Source organism: Pseudomonas reidholzensis (genome assembly GCF_900536025.1).
Classification (GTDB): Bacteria; Pseudomonadota; Gammaproteobacteria; order Pseudomonadales; family Pseudomonadaceae; genus Aquipseudomonas; species Aquipseudomonas reidholzensis.
Genome location: NZ_UNOZ01000002.1, coordinates 344,485 through 364,653 on the forward strand (window position 1 = coordinate 344,485; position 20,169 = coordinate 364,653).

Annotated in this window: 14 protein-coding genes and 1 tRNA gene; 10 read left to right on the top strand and 5 right to left on the bottom strand. The window is 65.4% G+C overall.

What is annotated here, in order from left to right:
* Positions 1–10: 10 nt before the first annotated feature.
* Complete coding sequence (locus tag CCOS865_RS01730) at positions 11–1,462, bottom strand: SrfA family protein (RefSeq protein ID WP_119137315.1); 1,452 nt, start codon at positions 1,460–1,462, stop codon at positions 11–13.
* A 210-nt stretch (positions 1,463–1,672) separates the two neighbouring features.
* Between CCOS865_RS01730 and CCOS865_RS01735 the strand changes: the two genes are divergently transcribed.
* Positions 1,673–2,578: a hypothetical protein gene (locus CCOS865_RS01735; protein WP_119137317.1), complete on the top strand. Its 906-nt coding sequence runs from the start codon at positions 1,673–1,675 to the stop codon at positions 2,576–2,578.
* 61 nt (positions 2,579–2,639) lie between these two features.
* On the opposite strand, the gene CCOS865_RS01740 is transcribed toward CCOS865_RS01735, so the two are convergent.
* From CCOS865_RS01740 to CCOS865_RS01750, 3 genes are all read right to left on the bottom strand, one after another.
* A tRNA-Arg gene (locus CCOS865_RS01740) sits at positions 2,640–2,716 on the bottom strand.
* 106 nt (positions 2,717–2,822) lie between these two features.
* Entirely contained in the window at positions 2,823–3,686 is an 864-nt protein-coding gene (locus CCOS865_RS01745) for an ABC transporter ATP-binding protein (protein WP_119137319.1), read from the bottom strand.
* Positions 3,683–5,287: an ABC transporter permease gene (locus tag CCOS865_RS01750; RefSeq protein ID WP_119137321.1), complete on the bottom strand. Its 1,605-nt coding sequence runs from the start codon at positions 5,285–5,287 to the stop codon at positions 3,683–3,685. Before CCOS865_RS01750 ends, CCOS865_RS01745 begins: the two co-directional genes overlap by 4 nt.
* Before the next feature lie 297 nt (positions 5,288–5,584).
* Between CCOS865_RS01750 and CCOS865_RS01755 the strand changes: the two genes are divergently transcribed.
* The gene (locus CCOS865_RS01755) at positions 5,585–6,637 is read left to right on the top strand and encodes an ABC transporter substrate-binding protein (RefSeq protein ID WP_119137323.1); all 1,053 of its coding nucleotides are present in this window, start codon (positions 5,585–5,587) and stop codon (positions 6,635–6,637) included.
* A 39-nt stretch (positions 6,638–6,676) separates the two neighbouring features.
* Positions 6,677–7,582, top strand: coding sequence for a TauD/TfdA dioxygenase family protein (locus CCOS865_RS01760; protein WP_119137325.1), 906 nt, complete (start codon positions 6,677–6,679; stop codon positions 7,580–7,582).
* 114 nt (positions 7,583–7,696) lie between these two features.
* Here CCOS865_RS01760 and CCOS865_RS01765 read toward each other — a convergent pair whose 3' ends face one another.
* Positions 7,697–8,611 (bottom strand): LysR family transcriptional regulator, encoded by a 915-nt coding sequence (locus CCOS865_RS01765; protein ID WP_119137327.1) that lies wholly within the window; start codon positions 8,609–8,611, stop codon positions 7,697–7,699.
* Between the two features lie 192 nt (positions 8,612–8,803).
* On the opposite strand from CCOS865_RS01765, the gene CCOS865_RS01770 reads away from it, so the two are divergent.
* From CCOS865_RS01770 to CCOS865_RS01800, 7 genes are all read left to right on the top strand, one after another.
* A complete protein-coding gene (locus CCOS865_RS01770) occupies positions 8,804–11,140 on the top strand; it encodes a TonB-dependent receptor (protein ID WP_119137329.1) in 2,337 nt (778 codons plus the stop codon).
* Between the two features lie 17 nt (positions 11,141–11,157).
* The gene (locus CCOS865_RS01775; RefSeq protein ID WP_119137331.1) at positions 11,158–12,873 is read left to right on the top strand and encodes an aryl-sulfate sulfotransferase; all 1,716 of its coding nucleotides are present in this window, start codon (positions 11,158–11,160) and stop codon (positions 12,871–12,873) included.
* A gap of 286 nt (positions 12,874–13,159) precedes the next feature.
* Positions 13,160–14,602, top strand: coding sequence for an NADP-dependent succinate-semialdehyde dehydrogenase (gabD, locus tag CCOS865_RS01780; RefSeq protein ID WP_119137333.1), 1,443 nt, complete (start codon positions 13,160–13,162; stop codon positions 14,600–14,602).
* 183 nt (positions 14,603–14,785) lie between these two features.
* Positions 14,786–16,066, top strand: a complete 1,281-nt coding sequence (gabT, locus tag CCOS865_RS01785) for a 4-aminobutyrate--2-oxoglutarate transaminase (RefSeq protein ID WP_119137335.1) — start codon at positions 14,786–14,788, stop codon at positions 16,064–16,066.
* 141 nt (positions 16,067–16,207) lie between these two features.
* Complete coding sequence (locus tag CCOS865_RS01790; RefSeq protein ID WP_119137337.1) at positions 16,208–17,524, top strand: response regulator; 1,317 nt, start codon at positions 16,208–16,210, stop codon at positions 17,522–17,524.
* A gap of 355 nt (positions 17,525–17,879) precedes the next feature.
* The gene (locus tag CCOS865_RS01795) at positions 17,880–19,634 is read left to right on the top strand and encodes a ShlB/FhaC/HecB family hemolysin secretion/activation protein (protein ID WP_119137339.1); all 1,755 of its coding nucleotides are present in this window, start codon (positions 17,880–17,882) and stop codon (positions 19,632–19,634) included.
* A gap of 9 nt (positions 19,635–19,643) precedes the next feature.
* Positions 19,644–20,162 carry a toxin-activating lysine-acyltransferase gene (locus CCOS865_RS01800; protein WP_119137341.1) on the top strand — a complete coding sequence of 173 codons (519 nt, stop codon included), beginning with the start codon at positions 19,644–19,646 and terminating at the stop codon, positions 20,160–20,162.
* The last annotated feature ends 7 nt before the right edge of the window (positions 20,163–20,169 follow it).

Consider the following 20,169-nt stretch of genomic DNA (forward strand, 5'->3'; position numbering starts at 1 on the left):
GCGTCTCGTGTTATTGGCCGGCTTGCTTCATCAGCATCGGGAAGGCGTCGGCACCGTAGTTGCCGTTGCAGTCAGCCGGGCCGGAAGCGCCTGGCTTGCAGTTCACCTGGGGCAGGTCGTAGCTGCTGCCATCGGCACAGGCCGCCTGGCCTGCACTGTTGATCGACAGCTGACCCTGGTTCATTTGTGCCGCAACCGGCGCCTGGCAACGCACGCCGTCCGAGCGGCTGACGGTGGCTTGGCCTTTACCGTCCTGGAAGTCGTACTTGAGGCGCAGCGGCTTGCCGGTGCCGACCTCCTGGATGCCAGCGCCGGCGTAGTCGCCATTGAGGAACTTGGCGGTGCCATCGGCGGCATCCGGCGGGATGCTCAGCAAGTTGGGCTGGGCGCCAGTCTGCGGGTTGTCCTCGGTCAGCTCGGGCGGCGCGGGCGTTGGGGTTGGCTCGGGCTGGGGCTCTGGCTGGGGCGGCTCTGGCGGTGCCGGCGGCGTTTGAGCTTCGTTGCCTGGCTCTGGTGCTGGAACGGGCGCCTCGGGCGACGGTTGCTCGGTGCCAGTGGCAGCGTCGGGATTGGCGACTTCGGGGGCTTGACCGCCATCGGTCGGCGGCACAACCGTGTGACCGGGCACTTGCCCGTTGCCAGGCACCAGGTTACCGGCGCCCGTGCCATTCCCGCTCGGCAGGTTGTGGCCAGTGTCAGGCAGTTTCAGGTCGCCGTTCGGCAGGCCCATGCCAGGCAGGTTAAAGCCGGGCACGCAAGCGCGCAGGCCGAACAGCAGCAAGGCCAACAGCAGGAGCAAGGGCAGCAGCCACAGCCACCAACGGCGCCACCACGGGCTGGCGGGCACCGGTACCGGTGCGATGGGCGCAGCAGGGGCGACGGGTGCGGGGGTAATCGGCGGTGGCACGACGGGGGCCGGCTCGGCGACCGGGGCTACACGCGGATACAGGCAGTGCAGCGGCTGCCGGCTGCGCTCGGCACCGGCATGGATGAAGCCCCAGAAGGTCAGGACGGGGCGCCCATCGACCAGGTAGACGAAGTTTTCGTCGGGGAACGGCACCACGCAGGTCAGCAGTTTGCCGAACACCGTGCTGTCGCCCTGGGCGGCATTGCGCGTGTTGGGCAGCGGCGCGCCGTTGCTGTCGAGGCCCAGCATGCTGTTGCTGAGGTCGTTGATACGCAGTTGCAGCACTTCCAGTTGCGCACGCGCAGGCGCCCGCTCTTCCTCGGTGGCGCTGCTCCAGGGGATCACGTCACCGGGGCGCTCGCTGTACCAATCGAGTGTGCTGCCCAGCGCATCCGACTGCGGGATGGCCAGGTGCTCGACCAGGTGCGGATGCTCCGGGTACTTGCGCCGGATCGCCTCGCGAAGCTGCAAGGCCGCGCGATAGACAGGCTGGCCGGTCTCTCCCAATGCGGTGAAGTCTTCACTTTTACCGCTGCGTAGCAATACTCCGCGCATCCTTGTAGACCCTGCCTAGTCTTGAATCAATCCGTTCGGCATACATACCTTGATACCGAATAACCGGACAACACTACTGGCAAAATGATTTCCCCGTCAATTTTGTTAGCTGGCTTTTTGACGTCAGATTCCCTCGGTTGAGGTTAAACTGCCAGCATCCCGGTCAGCGCATGGGCTGATCCGATCATCGATGAATGGAGCGTGAAGAGAATGAGTCTCTGGGATGACCTGAAGAAGAAAGCCTACGACGCTAACCCCGAGCTGGCCGCCAAGGCTGCCCAGGCCCTGGACAAGGCGCGTGACCTGGCCGTGGAAGCCGGGCAGAAAGCGGCGCCGATCATCAAGCAGGCCAGTGACAAGGCCGCCGGCTACGCCCAGGAAAAGACCCCGCTGCTCAAGGCCCAGGCACTCAAGGCCATCGACGACGCCAAGGTGCGCCGGGCCCAGCTGCAGGAACAGGCCAAGCGCGACAAGGCCGCGCGTGAAGAAATGATCCGCACCATGTACGACATCACGCTGACCCCCGACGATGTCAATTTCATCGAAGAGCCGTTCAACCACTTCGAGCGGCAGCTGGGCTTCTTCGTCTTCAATGGCGAGGTGCTGGACAGCCAGAAGCGCAACCAGACCCACCTCGACGCCTACCATTCGCACAGCACCAGCGGCGGCTACATCTGGAATGGCACTGGCTCCGGCACCAGCAGCTCGTCGAGCCTGCAGGTCAGCAGCCACAACGTTCAGGAGCATGAATTCTGGGTGCGCCTGGAAGATGGCAAGGAGGCCTGCTTCCAGCTGAACAATGGCGAGGTGCGGATTCGCCCGGGCCAACATGTGAGCTTGATGTTCGTGCACAACGCCGGAAACAAGAACGGCCAGATGGTCGCGTTGTACAACCACAATGCCGGGCAGAACTACATCGTGACCCCTGCCGCGCAGATCAACCGTGCGTTTGGCCTGTATCTGGAAGAGCCGGGGCTCTTCAACCAGCGCACGGTGCTCGACACCCGCCACCGCCTGCTCCAGGCGCTGGAGGTGCGCCTCGGCCAGCTGGCGCGGTACATGGCGCTGCATGGCGACAGGCGCGGCGGGCAACTGATCGAAGCGCAACAGGACTGATGGGTTCAGGCGGCGCAAACGAAAAAGCCCCGGGAGATCATCCCAGGGCTTTTTTCTGATATGGCGCACTCGGCGGGATTCGAACCCACGACCACTGCCTTCGGAGGGCAATACTCTATCCAGCTGAGCTACGAGTGCAACGCGGCGTAATGATACCCATCTTGGCGAAGGGCGTCCATCGCCTTGATATGTGGTGTTTTTCCAAGGCACAGGCGACGCCAGGCAGCGCCGGCCCTGGCACTGCTCAGAGCGCGATCAGCTCGGGCCGCAAGCCTTCCACCCTGTGCACCTGTGGCTTGAGATAGCTCCCATCGCCGGTGATCTGGTGCAGCACCTTCTCGCGCAGCCCATGCAACGCCACCCCAGTGCGCTGGCGCGGATGCGGCAGGTCGATTTCCACCACCGCCTTGATCCGCCCCGGGCGCGGCTCCAGCACCACCACCCGATCCGCCAGGTAGGTAGCTTCTTCGGCATCGTGGGTGACCAGCAAGGTGGTGATCCCGGAGCGCTCGCGAATCGCCAGCAACTCATCCTGCAACTGCTGGCGGGTCAGCGCATCCAGCGCGCCGAACGGTTCGTCGAGCAGCAGGATGCGCGGGCTGGCGACCAGCCCACGGGCGATTGCCACGCGCTGCGCCATGCCGCCGGAGAGCTGGTGCGGATACGCCGACTCGAAGCCCACCAGGCCGACCAGCTGGACGAACTCGTGGACCCGGCGGGCACGCTCGCCCTGGGTCAGCTTCTCGTTGACCAGGCCCAGGCCGATGTTCTGCTCGACGTTGAGCCACGGGAACAGCCGGTGCTCCTGGAAGACGATGCCGCGCTCGCCGCCGATCCCGGTCACCGGCTTGCCGTCGACGCGGATACGCCCGCTGTAATCGGTGTCGAGCCCGACCAGCAGGCGCAGCAGGGTCGACTTGCCGCAGCCCGAGGCGCCGACGATGGCGATGAACTCGCCCTCGTTGATCGACAGGTCGAAGTTGTGGATCGCCTCGAAGGCCTGGCCGTCGACTGTGAAGGTCTTGCCGACCTGCTCGAAGCTGACCAGCGGCGGGGTGGCGTCGGCTTGATTGGCCGCATTGAGGGCGGCATTGATAAAGGCGTTCATGCGGTTCTCCAGCGCGTGGCGCGCGATTCGAGGCGTTGTCCGAGGTTGCCGAGCAGGGCGCCGACCAGGCCGATCAGGACCATCGCGGCCATCACCTGGTCCATGCGAAACAGCTGTTGCGCGCCGAGCATCAGGCTGGCGATGCCGCCGTCCGAGGGCATGAAGTATTCCGCGCCGATGGTGCCCAGCCAGGCGTAGATCAGCGACAGGCGCAGGCCGGCGAAAATCGCCGGGGCGGCGCCGGGCAAGACCAGCAGGCGCAGGCGCTGGGGCAGATCGAGGCGCAGCGCGCGGGCGGCTTCGCCCAGTTGCGGCGAGAGGCTGGCGATGCCGCGTTGGGTGGCAATAAAGAGTGGGAAGAACGCCGCCAGGCCGACGAATACCAGCTTGGCCCCTTCGCCGAGGCCGAACCACGCGGTCAGCAGCGGCACCCAGGCAAAGATCGCCACCTGGCGCAGGGCTGACAGAGTCGGGCCCAGCGCGCGCTCGGCAGGGTTCGACAGGCCCAGCAGCAGGCCCAGTACGAAGCCGGCGCCGCCGCCGAGCAGCAGGCCGCTCAAGGTCCGCTGCAGGCTCAGGCGCAGCGCCTCGAGCAGCGAGCCGTCTTCAATACCGGCGCGCAGGCTGTGCAGCACGCCCAACGGCGAGGTGAGAATGTTCTGGTCGACCCAGCCGAAGTGGCTGCTGGCCTGCCACAGCAGCAACAGGCCGAGCGGCAGCAGCAGGCCTTGCCAGGCCCGCGGCACGATCGCCCGGCGCTGTTCGCCGGTGGCCGGCTGTGGCCAGTACAGCAGGCGCCGCTCAAGGCTGCTGAAGCCGCGGTCCATCACGGCACCGACCAGGCCGATCAGGAGGATGCAGAGGAACACCAGGTCGAGCATGAACAGCTGCCGACCCCAGACCATCAGGTAGCCGATGCCTTCACTGGAGGCCAGCAGCTCGACAGCCAGCAGTGAGGTCCAGCCGGTCGCCAGGGCCAGGCGCACGCCGGCCAGAAACGAGGGCAGGGCGGCTGGCAGCAGCAGCCGGCGGAACACCAGGTGACGCGGCAGGCGCAGGGTCGCGGCGGCTTCGCGCAGTTTGGGCTGGGCGTCGCGCACGCCGACCAGGGTGTGCAGGGTCACCGGCACCACCACCGCCTTGATCAGCACCACCAGCTTGAGCATTTCGCCGATGCCAAAAAACAGCATGAACAGCGGGATCCACGCCAACGTGGGGATCTGGGCGAGGGCCACGAAGGTCGGCAGCACCAGCGTTTGTGCGCGGTGCGAGGCGCCCAGCCAGGTGCCCAGCAGCAAGCCGAGGGTGACCCCCGCGATCAGGCCCCAGGCCAGCCGCTGCAGGCTTATCCACAGGTGGCTCCAGAGTTCGCCGGTGCCGAAGTCCAGGGCACTCTGCCAGACCAGGGTCGGCGCCGGCAGGATCTGCTCGCTCATCCAGTGCTGGCGGCTGGCGATCACCCACAGTGCGGCCAGTGCCAGCGGCAGCAGCCACGGCAGCCAGCGAGCGCCACGCGGCTTGTTGTTGGCGCGCCGTTGTGTCGCGAAAGGTCCGCGCAGCGGCCCCGGCAATCGCCATCCCTTTCCCAGAATCTCGCTCATCAGCGCGCCTCTCAAAGCGTTTTTAGGTTATGCCTTTATGGAATAAAAAATCTCCATTAATGACTTCAAGAGATAAGAGCATGCGTTTCATGCATCGGGAAGGGTAAGGGCGTTGCGTTTTCCTCATATTTTCCATGCGTTTTCCGCAAACCCCGCTGCGAGCCACGCAGCGTGTGACTTATGTTTTTTAGTTACTAAAGAATGAAGATTTGATCTTTGTTGCTTCTAAGCAGACCTGCCTAGCTTCTGAGCAAAGCGCCGGACCTTTCCGGTGGCAGCCTGCCAAGGAGCCTTGCCATGACATCCCCACTCCGTCACTTGCTCAGCCGTTTTGCCCCGACCGTACTGGCCGGTGTGTTCAGTGCCTTTGCCCTGACCGCCCAGGCCGCCGAAGTCGACACGATCCGCATCGCCGTGCCCGACCTGAGTGCCGGCAGTAAGCCCAGCGCCGGGGGCGTGGTCGATGTGCTGCGCAGCCAGCAACTGCTGGAAAACGAATTCGCCAAGGACGGCATCACCATCGACTGGCGCTTCTTCAAGGGTGCCGGCCCGGTGATCAACGAAGCCCTGGCCAACGGCCAGGCGGACTTCGCCTACCTCGGCGACCTGGCCGCGATCATCGGCAAGGCCAATGGCCTCGACACCCGCGTGCTGTCGGCCGGCGTGCGCGGGGTGAAGAGCTACCTGGGCGTGGTGCCGGGCTCGGGCATCCACTCGCTGCAAGACCTCAAGGGCAAGCGTGTGGCGGTGTTCCGCGGCACCGCCAACCAGCTCTCGTTCGCCAGCGCGCTGGCCAGCCAGGGCCTGTCCGAGCGTGACCTGAAGGTCATCAACCTCGACTTCAATGCGGCCAACGCGGCCATCGCCGCCAAGCAGATCGACGCCACCTGGGGCCTGTCCAACCTGCTCTCGCTGCGTGAGCGGGGGCTGGTCGAGCTGCCGGTCAACTCGCGTGACCTGAAAGGCGCCGGCAGCACCCAGGCGGTGTTGCTCGGTACCGGCGCGTTCATCCGCCAGCATCCGGAGCTGACCGCACGCCTGGTCAAGGCCCAGGAAAAAGCCACCCAGTGGCTGCGTGACGAGAACAACCGCGAGGCCTATGTCGACCTGGTCGCCAACACCGCCAACTACCCGCGGGTGATCCTCGAAGGCGACCTGGCCAATGAAAACCTCGCGCATTACTTCGATCCGCGGCTGGACGCCGAATTCGTCGGCCTGCTGCAGCAGGGCGTCGACCTGGCTGCCAAGGAGCGCCTGATCCGCCGCGGCTTCCAGGTTTCCGAATGGATCGAGCCGCGCTTCCTCGATGCCGCCTTGCAACACGACCAGGCCGTACAGGCCGCCCGTTGATCCGCACAAAGCCCGTTATCAGACCTTGAGGAGCACCCCATGAGCAATGCCGCACTGGCCGCTGCGCCACACACTGTCGAACTCGAGATTCAACCGATTGCCGGGCGCATTGGCGCCGAGATCCGCGGGGTCAAGTTGTCTGCCGAGCTGGACGCCGCCACCCTCGATGCCATCCAGGCGGCGTTGCTGGAGCACAAGGTGATCTTCTTCCGCGGCCAGGACCATCTCGACGATCAACGCCAGGAGGCCTTTGCCAAGCGCCTCGGTGAACCGGTCGCGCACCCTACGGTGCCGGTGGTCGATGGCACCAGCTACCTGATGCAGCTCGACGGTGCCGAGGGCCAGCGGGCCAATTCGTGGCACACCGACGTGACCTTCGTCGACGCCTACCCCAAGGCGTCGATCCTGCGCAGCGTGGTGGCGCCGGCGTCGGGTGGCGATACCGTCTGGGCCAACACGGCGGCGGCGTATCGCGAGTTGCCGGAGGCGCTGCGCGAGCTGGCCGACAAGCTCTGGGCGGTGCACAGCAATGAATATGACTATGCCAGCGTCAAGCCGGACGTCGATCCGGCCAAGCTCGAGCGCTACCGCAAGGTGTTCGCCTCGACGGTGTACGAGACCGAGCACCCGGTGGTGCGGGTGCACCCGATCAGTGGCGAGCGGGCGTTGCAACTGGGGCACTTCGTCAAGCGCATCAAGGGCTATTCGCTGGCGGACTCGCAGCATCTGTTCGCGGTGCTGCAGGGGCATGTGACGCGGCTCGAGAACACCGTGCGCTGGCGCTGGCAGGTGGGTGACGTGGCGATCTGGGATAACCGCGCGACGCAGCATTATGCGCTGGATGACTACGGTACCCAGCCGCGGATCGTGCGGCGGGTGACCTTGGCCGGCGAGGTGCCGGTGGGCATCGATGGGCAGTTGAGCCGGACCACGCGTAAAGGCTGACATAGCCGGGGCCGCGCTGCGGCCCTTCGCGGGCAAGCCCGCTCCTACAGGGTTGTAGGAGCGGGCTTGCCCGCGATAGGGTCGCGAAGCGGCACCAGAATCTTTCTGGCGAACCTAGAGCTCGCTGTCACAGGCAATCAGCTGCCTGACCAACCCCTGCGCCAACGGCGACAAGCCATAGCCCACCCGGCTCACCACGCCATAGCGGGTGTAGCACTCGTCTTCCTGCTCCTGGCTCAGATCCACCAGCTTCAACGCCACCAGGCCACCCTCGCCCTGATACGGCCGCAGGTTGGCCCCGCAGGCAATGCCGATCGTGTCCGAATGCAACACCACGTTGAGCAGCGCATAGCCATGCTCGCACTCGACGCTGGGCAGGAAGTCCTGCCGGCCACTGAGGTCGCTGAGGATCTTGCGGATATTCGGCGGGCGAAAGGTGGTCGCCAGCGGGTAGTCGAACAGGTCCCGCGCACGCACCTCGGCCTGCTCGGTCAACGGGTGCCCCGCCCGGCAGCAGAAGTGCCAGCGCTGCGGCGTCAGCTTGTGCACCCGGTAATCCGGGTCGGCCTCGAACTGGCGCGTGTCGGCGACAAAGAACTCGATCTCCTCGGCAATCAGCCGGCGGTTCAGCGCCTGCCAGTTATCCACCTGGAAGCAGGTGCGCGCCGCCGGGAACTCGCTGACGAAACGCGCCACCGCGCGCGGCACCAGGCCACCTGCCGGTGCCGGCCCCGAACCGAAACGCACCACCCCGGTGGTAGCCCCGTTGAACTGGTTGATCTCGTTGACCAGGTTATGCGCGCCATGCACCAGGCGCCGCGAATGCTCGAGCACCAGCAAGCCCTGCCGGGTCGGCGCCAGCTCCTTGCTGGCGCGGTCGACCAGGCGGCAGCCGATGTTGTGCTCGAGGGTCTGGATGCTGCGGCTGAACGCCGATTGCGACAAGTTCACCGCCGCTGCCGCGGCGACGAAGCTGCGGTGCTCGACGAGCGCGATGTAGTGGCGGAGCTGACGGAGATCTATATGCATTTTCTACATGGAAACTTTCGGTGAAATGCAATTGATGGGAAGGGTCGTGAACCTTATAAAGGGTGTTACTTATTCCACAAAATATGAATTAAACATATTTATATACCCAATAAGAATATAAGTCTGCCAAACCGCGATTCGGTTCCGCCAACGGAAATGCTCGCCACGGCCCAAGCCTCAAGGAGCATGTATATGTCTGGACTATCCCGTTGGCCCAAGCGCGCCGCACTGTTTGCCCTGCAACCCCTGGCCGCTGGCGTGTTGCTGGCCGCCGCCGGCAGCAGTCATGCCGAAGAGCCGGTCAGCGCCAAGCCTGCGGCCGAGCAGGCCGCCAAGCTCGGCACGGTCACGGTCAATGCCCGTCGCCGTGAAGAGACCGCGCAGAGCGTGCCGACGCCGATCAGCGTGCTCGGCAGCGAAACCCTGGAAACCCAACGCATCTACCGCGTGCAGGACCTCCAGCAACTGGTGCCGAGCACCAACGTGTCCTACGTGCATGCCCGCCAGTCGAGCATCTCGATCCGCGGCCTGGGCAACAACCCGGCCAGTGACGGCCTCGAAGGCAGCGTCGGCATCTACCTCGACAACGTCTACCTGGGCCGGCCGGGCATGGCGGTGTTCGACCTGCTCGACGTCGAGCAGCTGGAGGTGTTGCGCGGCCCGCAAGGCACCCTGTTCGGCAAGAACACCACGGCTGGGGTGCTCAACATCACCACCCGCAAACCGACCTTTCACACTGAAGGCAGCGTGCAGTCGTCGCTGGCTGAAGACGGCTACTGGCAGACCCAGGGCAGCTTCTCCGGCCCGATCAGCGAGACCCTGGCTGGGCGCATCAGTGCCTACCGCACCGAAGACGACGGCTATGTGAAGAACGTCTATAACGGCGACACGCTCAATGGCGGCAAGCGCCAGGGTTTCCGCACGCAGTTGCTGTTCCAGCCGAGCGACACCTTCAACCTGCGCTGGATCGGCGAGTACAACGAAGAAGACTCCAACAACGGCATCCTCAGCCTGTACAGCACCGGGCCGACCATCAACGGCGTCAACCGCTACGAGAGCCTGGCCGCGCAGGCCGGTGCCACGCTGGTGTCGGGCAAGGACCGCCAGGTCAACTTCGACTCTGACCAGCAGGTGACGGTGTTCCAGGGCGGCACCTCGGTCGAGGCCAACTGGACCCTGCCCAACGACTTCACCCTGACCTCGATCAGCGCCTACCGCTGGTGGGATTTCACCCCGCGCAACGACGACGGCCTCAACGTGGCCGCGAGCTACAACGCCGGGGTCTCGGTGCGCGACAAGCAATATTCGCAGGAGATCCGCCTGGCATCGCCTACCGGTGGTTTCTTCGACTATGTGCTCGGCGCCTACTACTTCAAGCAGGACCTGGACAACAAATCGTTCACCGCTTATGGCCCGCAGGCGGACATCTGGAACGCCACCCCGGCCGGCGCCCTGGCCAACGTCACGACCCTCGGCGATGGCCACATCGACACCGACAGCTACGCGTTGTTTGCCCAAGGCACCTGGCACCTGACGGATCGCCTGGACTTCACCGCCGGGGTGCGCGGCACCTATGAAGAGAAGAGCGCCTGGGTCACCCGCGATGCACCCAGCGGTGGCGCGGCGGTGACCGGCGCGGCGGCCACGGCGCGCAACGGGCGGATCGGCGCCTACGATTCCGGTGACCTCAACCAGTACAGCTTCAGCCCGTCCGGCCTGGTCAGCCTGAGCTACCGCTTCAGCGATGAGGTGCTCGGTTACGCCAGCCTGACCCATGGCGAGAAGTCCGGTGGGGTCAACCTCACCGTGGGCGCCGCGCCGCGGCTGGGCACCGACTCGCTGCTGGTCGGCACCGAGCGGGTCAACAACGCCGAAGTCGGGGTCAAGAGCACCCTGCTCGACAACCGCCTGCAGCTCAACGCCAACCTGTTCTGGGCCCAGGTGCACGGCTACCAGGCCAACGTCTACGACCAGGTCAACCGCGTGCAGTACCTGGCCAACGCCGGCAGCGTGCGCTCGCGTGGCCTGGAGTTCGAGGCCACCGCGCTGCCGATCGACGGCCTCACGGTCAACTTCAACGGCTCGTGGAACGACGTGCGCTACACCGAGTACAAGGACGCACCGTGCCCGCCTGAAGTGAGCCTGGCCGACGCCAACGCCACCTGCGACCTGTCTGGCCATCAGGTGGTCGGCGCCTCCAAGTACATCGCCAACCTCAATGCCCAATACAAGTGGCAGCTGTCCGAGCGGATCGAACCCTACGTGACTGCCAGCTACGCCTTCCGCTCCCGCGCGGTGGGCACCATCGACGATTCCGATTTCGGCCAGATCCCCAGCTACGCCCTGGTCAACCTCTCCACCGGCGTGCGCCTGGACCAGGGCGACGGCGTCCTCGACCTGTCGCTGTGGGTGAAGAACGCCGGCGACAAGACCTACTTCACCAGCCTGTGGAACTCCGCCAACGGCGGCTATGCCGGCGTGCTGGGTACCCCGCGCACCGTGGGCGCCACCGCCCGTTACGACTTCTGAGCACAAGGAGCTTTGCCATGAATGCCAAGACCCAAACCCCTGTTCTGCCGGAAGGCGCCTGCCTGACCGCCAAGGTGCCCGATCACGATGAAGCGCTGCTCGGCGATGTGGTCGTCAACCCGTACCGCCTGGCGCCATTGACCGCGATCATCCGCGATGGCGGCCGGGTCATCAGCGCCGCCCATGTCCGTGTGCGTGGCCGTGGCGAGCGCGGCGTGGACATCGCCTACGAGGTGTCTGACCGTTCGCTGTGGACCTACGGCGGCATTCCGGTGTTCGGCCTGTACCCGGACCACGTCAACCAGGTCGAAGTCAGCTACAAGCTGGACGGTGAGCGGATCCGCGAGGACTACCAGATCTACGCCCCGGCCGTGCGCCTGCCGGTGGTGGCCAAGCAGACCGCAGCCCTGCCTGAAGTCGAGCCGGTCAAGGTCGCCCCCGGTTTCGAGAAGCGCCTGTACCTGTTCAACCACCTGCTGGGCGACATCCCCGGTGGCCGCGCGCTGAAGTGGAACGCCCTGGGCGGCGCCGCCGAGTGGGACCAGGTCGGCAACAACTGGATCGCCGACAGCAACGGCGACGTGCGCTGGTACCTGGACATCGAGCAGATCCACGACTCCAACCGTCGCGACGGCCTCGGCGGGACCATGGGCTTCCAGCAGACCCGCGACGGCAAGCTGATCTGGGGCCAGGGCCAGACCTACTCCAAATACGACCTGCTCGGCCGCCAGGTGTGGCAGCGCAACCTGCCCGACAAGTTCGCCGACTTCTCGCACGAGATCCGCGAAACCCCCAACGGCACCTACCTGCTGCGGGTCGGCACCAGCGACTACCGCCGCCCGGACGGCAAGCGCGTGCGTTCGGTGCGCGACCACATCATCGAAGTCAATGAAGCCGGCGACGTGCTGGACTTCTGGGACCTCAACCAGATCCTCGACCCGTACCGCGGCGCGCTGCTCGGCACCCTCGGCAAGGCGGCGATCCAGTTGCCCGACGGCGTGCACAAGCAGGACAGCAACCTGGCCAATGAGCTGGCTGAAGGCGACCTGCCGTTCGGTGACATTCCGGGCGTGGGCACCGGGCGCAACTGGGCGCACGTGAATGCCATCGACTACGACGCAGATGACGACAGCATTATCATTTCAGCACGCCATCAGGGCGTGGTGAAGATTGCCCGCGACAAGAGCGTGAAGTGGATTCTGGCGTCGCCGCAAGGCTGGCCGGAGCGCTTGCAGGGCAAGGTGCTGACCCCGGTCAACAGCCAGGGCCAGGTGCTCGCGCAGAAGGACGGGATCTACGCCGAAGGCTTCGACTGGTCGTGGACCCAGCACACCGCCTGGCTGACCGGGCAGGGCACGCTGACCGTGTTCGACAATGGCTGGGGGCGCAACTTCGCCCCGACCAGGCTCAGCGGCAACTACAGCCGTGCGGTGGAGTACCGGATCGACGAGGCCAAGGGCACCGTCGAGCAGGTCTGGGAGTACGGCAAGGAGCGTGGCGACGAGTGGTACAGCCCGGTGACCTCGGTGGTGGCCTACCGGCCGGAGACCGATACCCAGTTCATCTATTCGGCGTCGGTGGACTTCCTGACCAAGGAGAAGCTGACCACCACCACCCTGAACGAAGTGCGCCGTGGCACCCAGGAAGTGCTGGTCGAGTTGAAAGTGCGTAGCCGCCAGCCCGGGAGTGTCGGCTACCGGGCATTGGTGATCGACTTGGCCAAGGCGTTCTGATCCCTTCCTGCCGGAGGGCCGTCGGCCCTCCTTTTTACCTTCTGGCCCACATGGGCTACCTTTCTCGGGGCCGATTTGCGGCCCTTTGGCGATCGAAAATCAGACGAGGTGTTCAACCACTCGTTCTTTTTTTCGAACAGCCTATTGTCCAAGACCCAACAGACCCTTACGATTCGTTTGAGATTTCAAACGCGCGATGCCCCGCGATGGCGTTTTCCTGCAGGGGCGCTTATTTCAACAATCAATAATTCGCCCCGTGCGCGCACGGTGCTCAAGGGAAGCCGACATGCAGCTCAAAGACGCTCAGTTGTTCCGCCAGCAAGCCTTCGTAAACGGTGAATGGCTGGATGCGGACAACGGCCAGACCATCAAGGTGACCAACCCGGCCACCGGTGAAGTGATTGGTACCGTGCCAAAGATGGGCGCCGCCGAAACCCGTCGCGCCATCGAAGCCGCCGACAAGGCCCTGCCGGCCTGGCGTGCACTGACCGCCAAAGAGCGTTCGAACAAGCTGCGCCGCTGGTTCGAGCTGATGATCGAGAACCAGGACGACCTGGCTCGCCTGATGACCACCGAGCAAGGCAAGCCACTGGCCGAAGCCAAGGGCGAAATCGCCTACGCCGCCTCGTTCATCGAGTGGTTCGCCGAAGAAGCCAAGCGCGTCTACGGCGACACCATCCCGGGCCACCAGCCGGACAAGCGCCTGATCGTCATCAAGCAGCCAATCGGTGTTACCGCGGCCATCACCCCGTGGAACTTCCCGGCGGCGATGATCACCCGTAAAGCCGGCCCGGCCCTGGCCGCTGGCTGCACCATGGTCCTCAAGCCTGCTTCGCAGACCCCGTACTCGGCCCTGGCCCTGGCCGAGCTGGCCACCCGTGCCGGCATCCCGGCTGGCGTGTTCAGCGTGGTCACCGGCAGCGCCGGCGACATCGGTACCGAGCTGACCGGCAACTCGATCGTGCGCAAGCTGTCGTTCACCGGCTCGACCGAAATCGGTCGCCAGCTGATGCAGGAATGCGCCAAGGACATCAAGAAGGTTTCCCTGGAGCTGGGTGGCAACGCCCCGTTCATCGTGTTCGACGACGCTGACCTGGACAAGGCAGTCGAAGGCGCGATCATCTCCAAGTACCGCAACAACGGCCAGACCTGCGTCTGCGCCAACCGTATCTACGTCCAGGACGGCGTCTACGACGCGTTCGCCGAGAAGCTCAAGGCCGCTGTCGCCAAGCTGAAGATCGGTAACGGCCTGGAAGACGGCACCACCACCGGTCCGCTGATCGATGGCAAGGCTGTGGCCAAGGTCCAGGAACACATCGCAGACGCGATCTCCAAGGGCGCCAAGGTACTGTCCGGTGGCAAGCTGATCGAAGGCAACTTCTTCGAGCCGACCATCCTGATCGACGTCCCGAAAACCGCCGCTGTCGCTAAAGAAGAGACCTTCGGCCCGCTGGCGCCGCTGTTCCGCTTCAAGGACGAGGCCGAAGTCATCGCCATGTCCAACGACACCGAGTTCGGCCTGGCCTCGTACTTCTATGCCCGTGACATGAGCCGCGTGTTCCGTGTCGCCGAGGCCCTGGAATACGGCATGGTCGGTATCAACACCGGCCTGATTTCCAACGAAGTTGCACCGTTCGGTGGCATCAAGGCCTCGGGCCTGGGCCGCGAAGGTTCCAAGTACGGCATCGAGGACTACCTCGAAATCAAGTACCTGTGCATCAGCGTCTGATTCAGTAGCAAGGTTTTTACCTCTGCCAGCGGGGCGCGAGAGCGACGTCTCGCTGGTCTTTTTTACATCGCAGTACCTGGTGGCCAGGGCGTTCACGCCAGTCGATCAACGAATACTGATCGTGAACACACCCAGCCACCCCCGAATAAAAGCGCCGTCAGCATCGGCGCGAATGAGGGCATTATGAGCAAGACCAACGAATCCTTGATGCAACGTCGTGTCGCCGCCGTCCCACGTGGCGTTGGCCAGATCCACCCGATCTTCGTCGAATCGGCGAAGAACGCGACCGTGATCGACGTTGAAGGCCGCGAACTGATCGACTTCGCGGGCGGCATCGCAGTACTCAACACCGGCCACCTGCACCCTAAAGTGGTTGCGGCCGTGCAAGAGCAGCTGACCAAGGTCAGCCACACCTGCTTCCAGGTGCTGGCCTACGAACCCTACGTAGAAGTCTGCGAGAAGATCAACGCGCTGGTCCCAGGCGACTTCGAGAAGAAGACCCTGCTGGTCACCACCGGCTCCGAAGCCGTTGAAAACGCCGTCAAGATCGCCCGTGCCGCCACCGGCCGTGCTGGCGTGATCGCCTTCACCGGCGGCTACCACGGCCGTACCATGATGACCCTGGGTCTGACCGGTAAAGTCGCACCGTACTCGGCCGGCATGGGCCTGATGCCAGGCGGCATCTTCCGCGCGCTGTTCCCGAACGAACTGCACGGCGTGAGCATCGACGACTCGATCGCTTCCATCGAGCGCATCTTCAAGAACGACGCCGAGCCACGTGACATCGCCGCGATCATCATCGAGCCGGTTCAGGGCGAAGGTGGTTTCATCCCGGTCACCAAGCCGTTCATGCAGCGCCTGCGCGCCCTGTGCGACCAGCACGGCATCCTGCTGATCGCCGACGAAGTACAGACCGGCGCTGGCCGTACTGGCACCTTCTTCGCCATGGAACAGATGGGCGTCGCGCCTGACCTGACCACCTTCGCCAAATCCATCGCTGGCGGCTTCCCGCTGGCCGGTGTGTGCGGCAAGGCCGAGATCATGGACGCCGTTGCTCCAGGCGGCCTGGGCGGCACCTACGCCGGTTCGCCGATCGCTTGCGCCGCGGCCCTGGCCGTGATCGAAGTGTTCGAAGAAGAGAAACTGCTGGACCGCAGCAAGGCTGTCGGCGAGCGTCTGGTCACTGGCCTCAAGCAGATCCAGGCCAAGCACCCGATCATCGGTGACGTGCGTGCCCTGGGCTCGATGATCGCCGTTGAAGTGTTCGACGCCGCTGGCTCGCACACCCCGAACGCCGCTGCCGTCAACCAAGTGGTTGCCAAGGCGCGTGACAAGGGCCTGATCCTGCTGTCCTGCGGCACCTACGGCAACGTCCTGCGCATCCTCGTGCCGCTGACTGCCGAAGACGCACTGCTCGACAAGGGCCTGGCAATCATCGAAGCGTGCTTCGCTGAACTCGCCTGAAAAGTGTGAAACGCGTTAGAAAAAAACCCGCCTAGGCGGGTTTTTTTATGCCTATTGTCAGCGTCAGGCGCTATGGTAAGCCGATGGACTTGCCTTGGAAGCTGCAACGGATTGCGTGTCAGGATTACTCAGGAGTTGACCATGAGCGCTGCAGACCCCAACCCGCCTTGCGTACTGATTGCCGAAGGCGATCCCTGGGTGCGTGACATGTTGCGCGAAACCTTGCTCAGCGTACGTTGCGACGCCCGCCTGCAGATCTGCGCCGACGGCTCGCAAGCGGTCAGCGCCCTGGCCAGCAAACCTGACCTGATCATCGCCGCCCGCGAGCTGGGCGGGGTCGATGGCCTGGAGCTGCTGCGCAAGGTGCGCACCAAGGGTGAGACGCCGAGCCTGCCGTTCATCCTGCTCAGCGAGCGCAGCGACAGCGCCAGTGTCCGTGAAGTGTTGCCGCTGCACCCCACCGAATACCTGAGCAAACCGCTCAACCTCGACAAACTGCGCAAACGCCTGGAGATCCTCCTGACCGCCGCGGGCGAAGAGATCGCCTGCCCGGTGCCACCGTTGCATCCCGGGGCCAAGCTGCCAGCGTTTCTCGAGCAACGCCGCGCCACTGCCGATGGCGGCCCGCTGTTGGCCGACGTGCAGGTGGCGATCAAGCGCGCGCTCAACCCTCAGGGCCTCAACCTCAAGGTGCTGGAAGAGGAGGTGCGCAACGATCCGCAGGTTACCGGTGTGCTGATCGCCGCCGCCAACAGCGCGGCGATGCACCGCGAGGCGCCGGTGCAGACCCTGCTGCAGGCGCTGAACAAGCTCGGCAGCACGCAGAGCATGAACCTCCTCCTCGGCCTCACCCTCAAGCGCAGCGCGCGCCTCAGTGACCCGCTGCTGGCCAGGCACGCCGCGCATTTCTGGGACCTCTCGCTGCACACCGCCGAGTACGGCCGCACCCTGGCGCGCCTGCTGGAAGTCGACGAAGCGCGCTGCTACTGCGCGGGGCTGCTGCATTGCCTGGGCGACCTGGCGGTGCTGCGTTGCCTGCAGGAGTGGCGGCTGGCCGGTGGCGAGCTGGACGAAGCGCAGGTGCAGTCGGCGCTGAATGACTTCGGCGCACCGTTCGGCTCGGCCCTGCGCACCCGCTGGCGCCTGCCGCTGACCTTGCGCGAGTTGATCGCCGCGGTTTATGCGTTGGGTGGCGGGGTGTATTCGCGGGAGATTCTGGCGATGAGCCTGGCCGGGCAGTTGGCGCGCTTGCCGGCCGACCAAGGCTTGGAGAAGGTCGCCAGCAACAAGACCGCGCGCTTGCTCAAGCTTGGCCTGCCGGAGCTGACCCGCTTGCGCAAGGTGCAGCACCCACCGGCCAAGGCGGCGGAGCCTGACCAGCCCGAAGTGCAGGTGCCACAGGCTGAGCCTGAGGCCCAGGCTGATAACGGCGAGCAAGCGCCAGCCCCTGGCCAGTGAGTCTGCATTGGGCTGCTTTGCAGCCCTTCGCGGGTAAACCCGCTCCCACAGGGATTGCGCCGAACCCTGTGGGAGCGGGTTTACCGGGACGCCGGACCGCCGCGAAGGGCCGCAGAGCGGCCCCACGGTTAGCCAGTCAACCCCGCAGCGCCTGACACCTCGCCAATACTGCCGCGACAAAACCCGACGCAACTAATGGGATTTGCTTCACAAAACCCGATTTCCTCAGGTTTTTCTGCACATCCCACGCAACTTTTCCTGCCCTCACCCGTCTCACCGGTCGATCTTAGGCCTGTAGGACAATTTCCCCCCTTGTCCCCGGCCTGTCCCTGTTTCCGTACCACAAGGATGTGCCATGCCCTCACTCCCGCCACGCCGGGCGTCGACAGCTGCTGTCGCCCGCCGCCTTCTCGATACCCTGCGCCCCGTGTCGCTGTGCCTGTTGCTGGGCGGGCTGGTCGCTGCCCAGGCGGCCGTGGCGGCGACCGCCGATGAAGAGCTGCGCCAGCGTGAACGTGAGCGGCTGCTGCGCGAGCAACTCGAGGCACGGCCCGACGTGCGCCTGGAGGCGGCCCAGCCCAAGGAGGCCGAAGGCCGCCTGCCACGCAACGAGAAACCGTGCTTCGCGATCCGTGACATCCGCCTGATCGGCGACGCCGCCGAGCAGTTCCAGTGGGCGCTGCGTGCGGCCAACCCGAGCGACGATCCGGCGGTCGGTCAGTGCCTGGGCGCCCTTGGCATCAACCTGACGATGAAGCGCATGCAGAACGCGATCATCGCCAAGGGCTACGTCACCACCCGGGTGATGGCCGAGGCCCAGGACCTCAACAGCGGCATCCTGGTGCTCACCGTACTGCCCGGGCGCATCGGCCAGGTGCGCTTCGCCGAGGGCACCAGCGGCCGGGCCAACGCCTGGAACGCCATGCCCGCCCGCCCAGGCGAGCTGCTCAACCTGCGCGACATCGAGCAAGCCCTGGAAAACTTCAAGCGGGTGCCGACCGCGGAGGCCGACATCCGTATCGCCCCGGCCAGCGCCAGCGACGCCAAGCCCGGCGAGAGCGACGTGATCATCGCCTGGCGCCAGCGCCTGCCGGCCCGAGTGAGCCTGTCGGTGGACAACGGCGGCAGCAAGACCACCGGCAAGTACCAGGGCGCGGTGGCCCTGTCGCTGGACAACCCGCTGTCGCTCAACGACTTGTTCTACGCCAGTTTCAACCACGACCTGGGCGGCGGCACCTCGGGCAACAAGGGCTCCAAGGGCCACACCCTGCATTACTCGCTGCCGTTCGGCTATTGGCAGCTGGCCTTTACCAGCAGCGAGTACGACTACCACCAGACCGTGGCCGGGGTGAACCAGGCGTTCCAGTACCGCGGCGAGAGCCGCAACAACGAGCTGCGCCTGTCGCGCCTCGTCTACCGCGACGCGGTGCGCAAGACCACCCTGTGGGGCAGCCTGTGGACGCGCTCCTCGGAAAACTTCATCGATGACACCGAGATCCTCCAGCAGCACCGGCGCATGGCCGGCTGGCAGGCCGGGGTCGGCCACCGTGAGTTCATCGGCCCGGCGACCCTCGACCTGGGCCTCGCCTACCGCCGCGGCACCGGTGCACACAGCGCCCTGGCGGCGCCCGAAGAGGCCTTCGGCGACGGCACCTCGCGCTCGAAGATCATCACCGCCGACGCCCAGTTGCAGGTGCCGTTCAACGCCTACGGCCAGCGCCTGCGCTACATCGGCGGCTGGCGCGCGCAATGGAACCGCACCGAGCTGGTCCCGCAGGACCGCTTCAGCATCGGCACGCGCTATTCGGTGCGCGGCTTCGATGGCGAAAACATCCTTTCCGCCGACCGCGGCTGGACCCTCAGCAACGAGCTGGGGCTGGCGCTGGGCAGCAGCGGCCAGGAGCTGTACGCCGGGGTCGACTATGGCGAGGTCGGCGGCAACTCCGCCGACTACCTGGTCGGCCGGCGCCTGGCCGGCGCGGTGGTCGGTGTGCGCGGTGGCTACCGCAACCTGTCCTACGACTGGTCGTGGGGCACCCCGCTGAAAAAGCCGGATGGCTTCGAAACCGCCAACTTCACCAGCGCCTTCACTGTCGCGCTGTCGTTCTGAGGGCCTGCCATGCGTATCGACGACTTCGACATCACCGCCCCCGCGATCTTCGACGAACCGTGGAACGAAGCCACGGCCCTGGGCTGCGCCACCTGGCTGTGGATGCACTCCAAGGCCCACCGCGATGCGCCCCTGCACAGCTTGTCGAGCCTGCTTCTGCCCGCGCTCAAGCATCGCCAGTTCGTGCTTGGCAGCGAGGGCGGCAAGCCGGTGTTCTTCGTTTCCTGGCTGAACCTCAGTGCTGACGCCGAGCAACGCTACCTGAGCAACGCGCCGGTCGAACTGGCCGAGGCCGACTGGCACAGCGGCGAGCGCCTGTGGTTCAACGACTGGGTTGCCCCGTTCGGCCACACGGCCGCGCTCACCCGCTTGCTGACCCACCGCCTGTTCCACAACCGCTGCGCCCGCGCCTTGTACCACCGCGGCGAAGAGCGCGGCCTCAAGGTCAAGACTTTCCATGGCATCGGGGTGATCCCCGAGCAGGCGCGCGCCTGGTTTGCCGCTCACCCATTGGCCACCCGCGCCTGACCGCACC

Excerpts from the sequence above, each read along its gene's own strand:
- CCOS865_RS01760 (WP_119137325.1), top strand. The coding sequence starts at position 6,677 with ATGAGCAATGCCGCACTGGCCGCTGCGCCACACACTGTCGAACTCGAG.
- CCOS865_RS01790 (WP_119137337.1), top strand. The coding sequence starts at position 16,208 with ATGAGCGCTGCAGACCCCAACCCGCCTTGCGTACTGATTGCCGAAGGC.
- CCOS865_RS01755 (WP_119137323.1), top strand. The coding sequence starts at position 5,585 with ATGACATCCCCACTCCGTCACTTGCTCAGCCGTTTTGCCCCGACCGTA.
- CCOS865_RS01730 (WP_119137315.1), bottom strand. The coding sequence starts at position 1,462 with ATGCGCGGAGTATTGCTACGCAGCGGTAAAAGTGAAGACTTCACCGCA.
- CCOS865_RS01800 (WP_119137341.1), top strand. The coding sequence starts at position 19,644 with ATGCGTATCGACGACTTCGACATCACCGCCCCCGCGATCTTCGACGAA.
- CCOS865_RS01770 (WP_119137329.1), top strand. The coding sequence starts at position 8,804 with ATGTCTGGACTATCCCGTTGGCCCAAGCGCGCCGCACTGTTTGCCCTG.
- CCOS865_RS01750 (WP_119137321.1), bottom strand. The coding sequence starts at position 5,287 with ATGAGCGAGATTCTGGGAAAGGGATGGCGATTGCCGGGGCCGCTGCGC.
- CCOS865_RS01735 (WP_119137317.1), top strand. The coding sequence starts at position 1,673 with ATGAGTCTCTGGGATGACCTGAAGAAGAAAGCCTACGACGCTAACCCC.
- CCOS865_RS01775 (WP_119137331.1), top strand. The coding sequence starts at position 11,158 with ATGAATGCCAAGACCCAAACCCCTGTTCTGCCGGAAGGCGCCTGCCTG.
- gabD (WP_119137333.1), top strand. The coding sequence starts at position 13,160 with ATGCAGCTCAAAGACGCTCAGTTGTTCCGCCAGCAAGCCTTCGTAAAC.
- CCOS865_RS01765 (WP_119137327.1), bottom strand. The coding sequence starts at position 8,611 with ATGCATATAGATCTCCGTCAGCTCCGCCACTACATCGCGCTCGTCGAG.
- CCOS865_RS01745 (WP_119137319.1), bottom strand. The coding sequence starts at position 3,686 with ATGAACGCCTTTATCAATGCCGCCCTCAATGCGGCCAATCAAGCCGAC.
- CCOS865_RS01795 (WP_119137339.1), top strand. The coding sequence starts at position 17,880 with ATGCCCTCACTCCCGCCACGCCGGGCGTCGACAGCTGCTGTCGCCCGC.
- gabT (WP_119137335.1), top strand. The coding sequence starts at position 14,786 with ATGAGCAAGACCAACGAATCCTTGATGCAACGTCGTGTCGCCGCCGTC.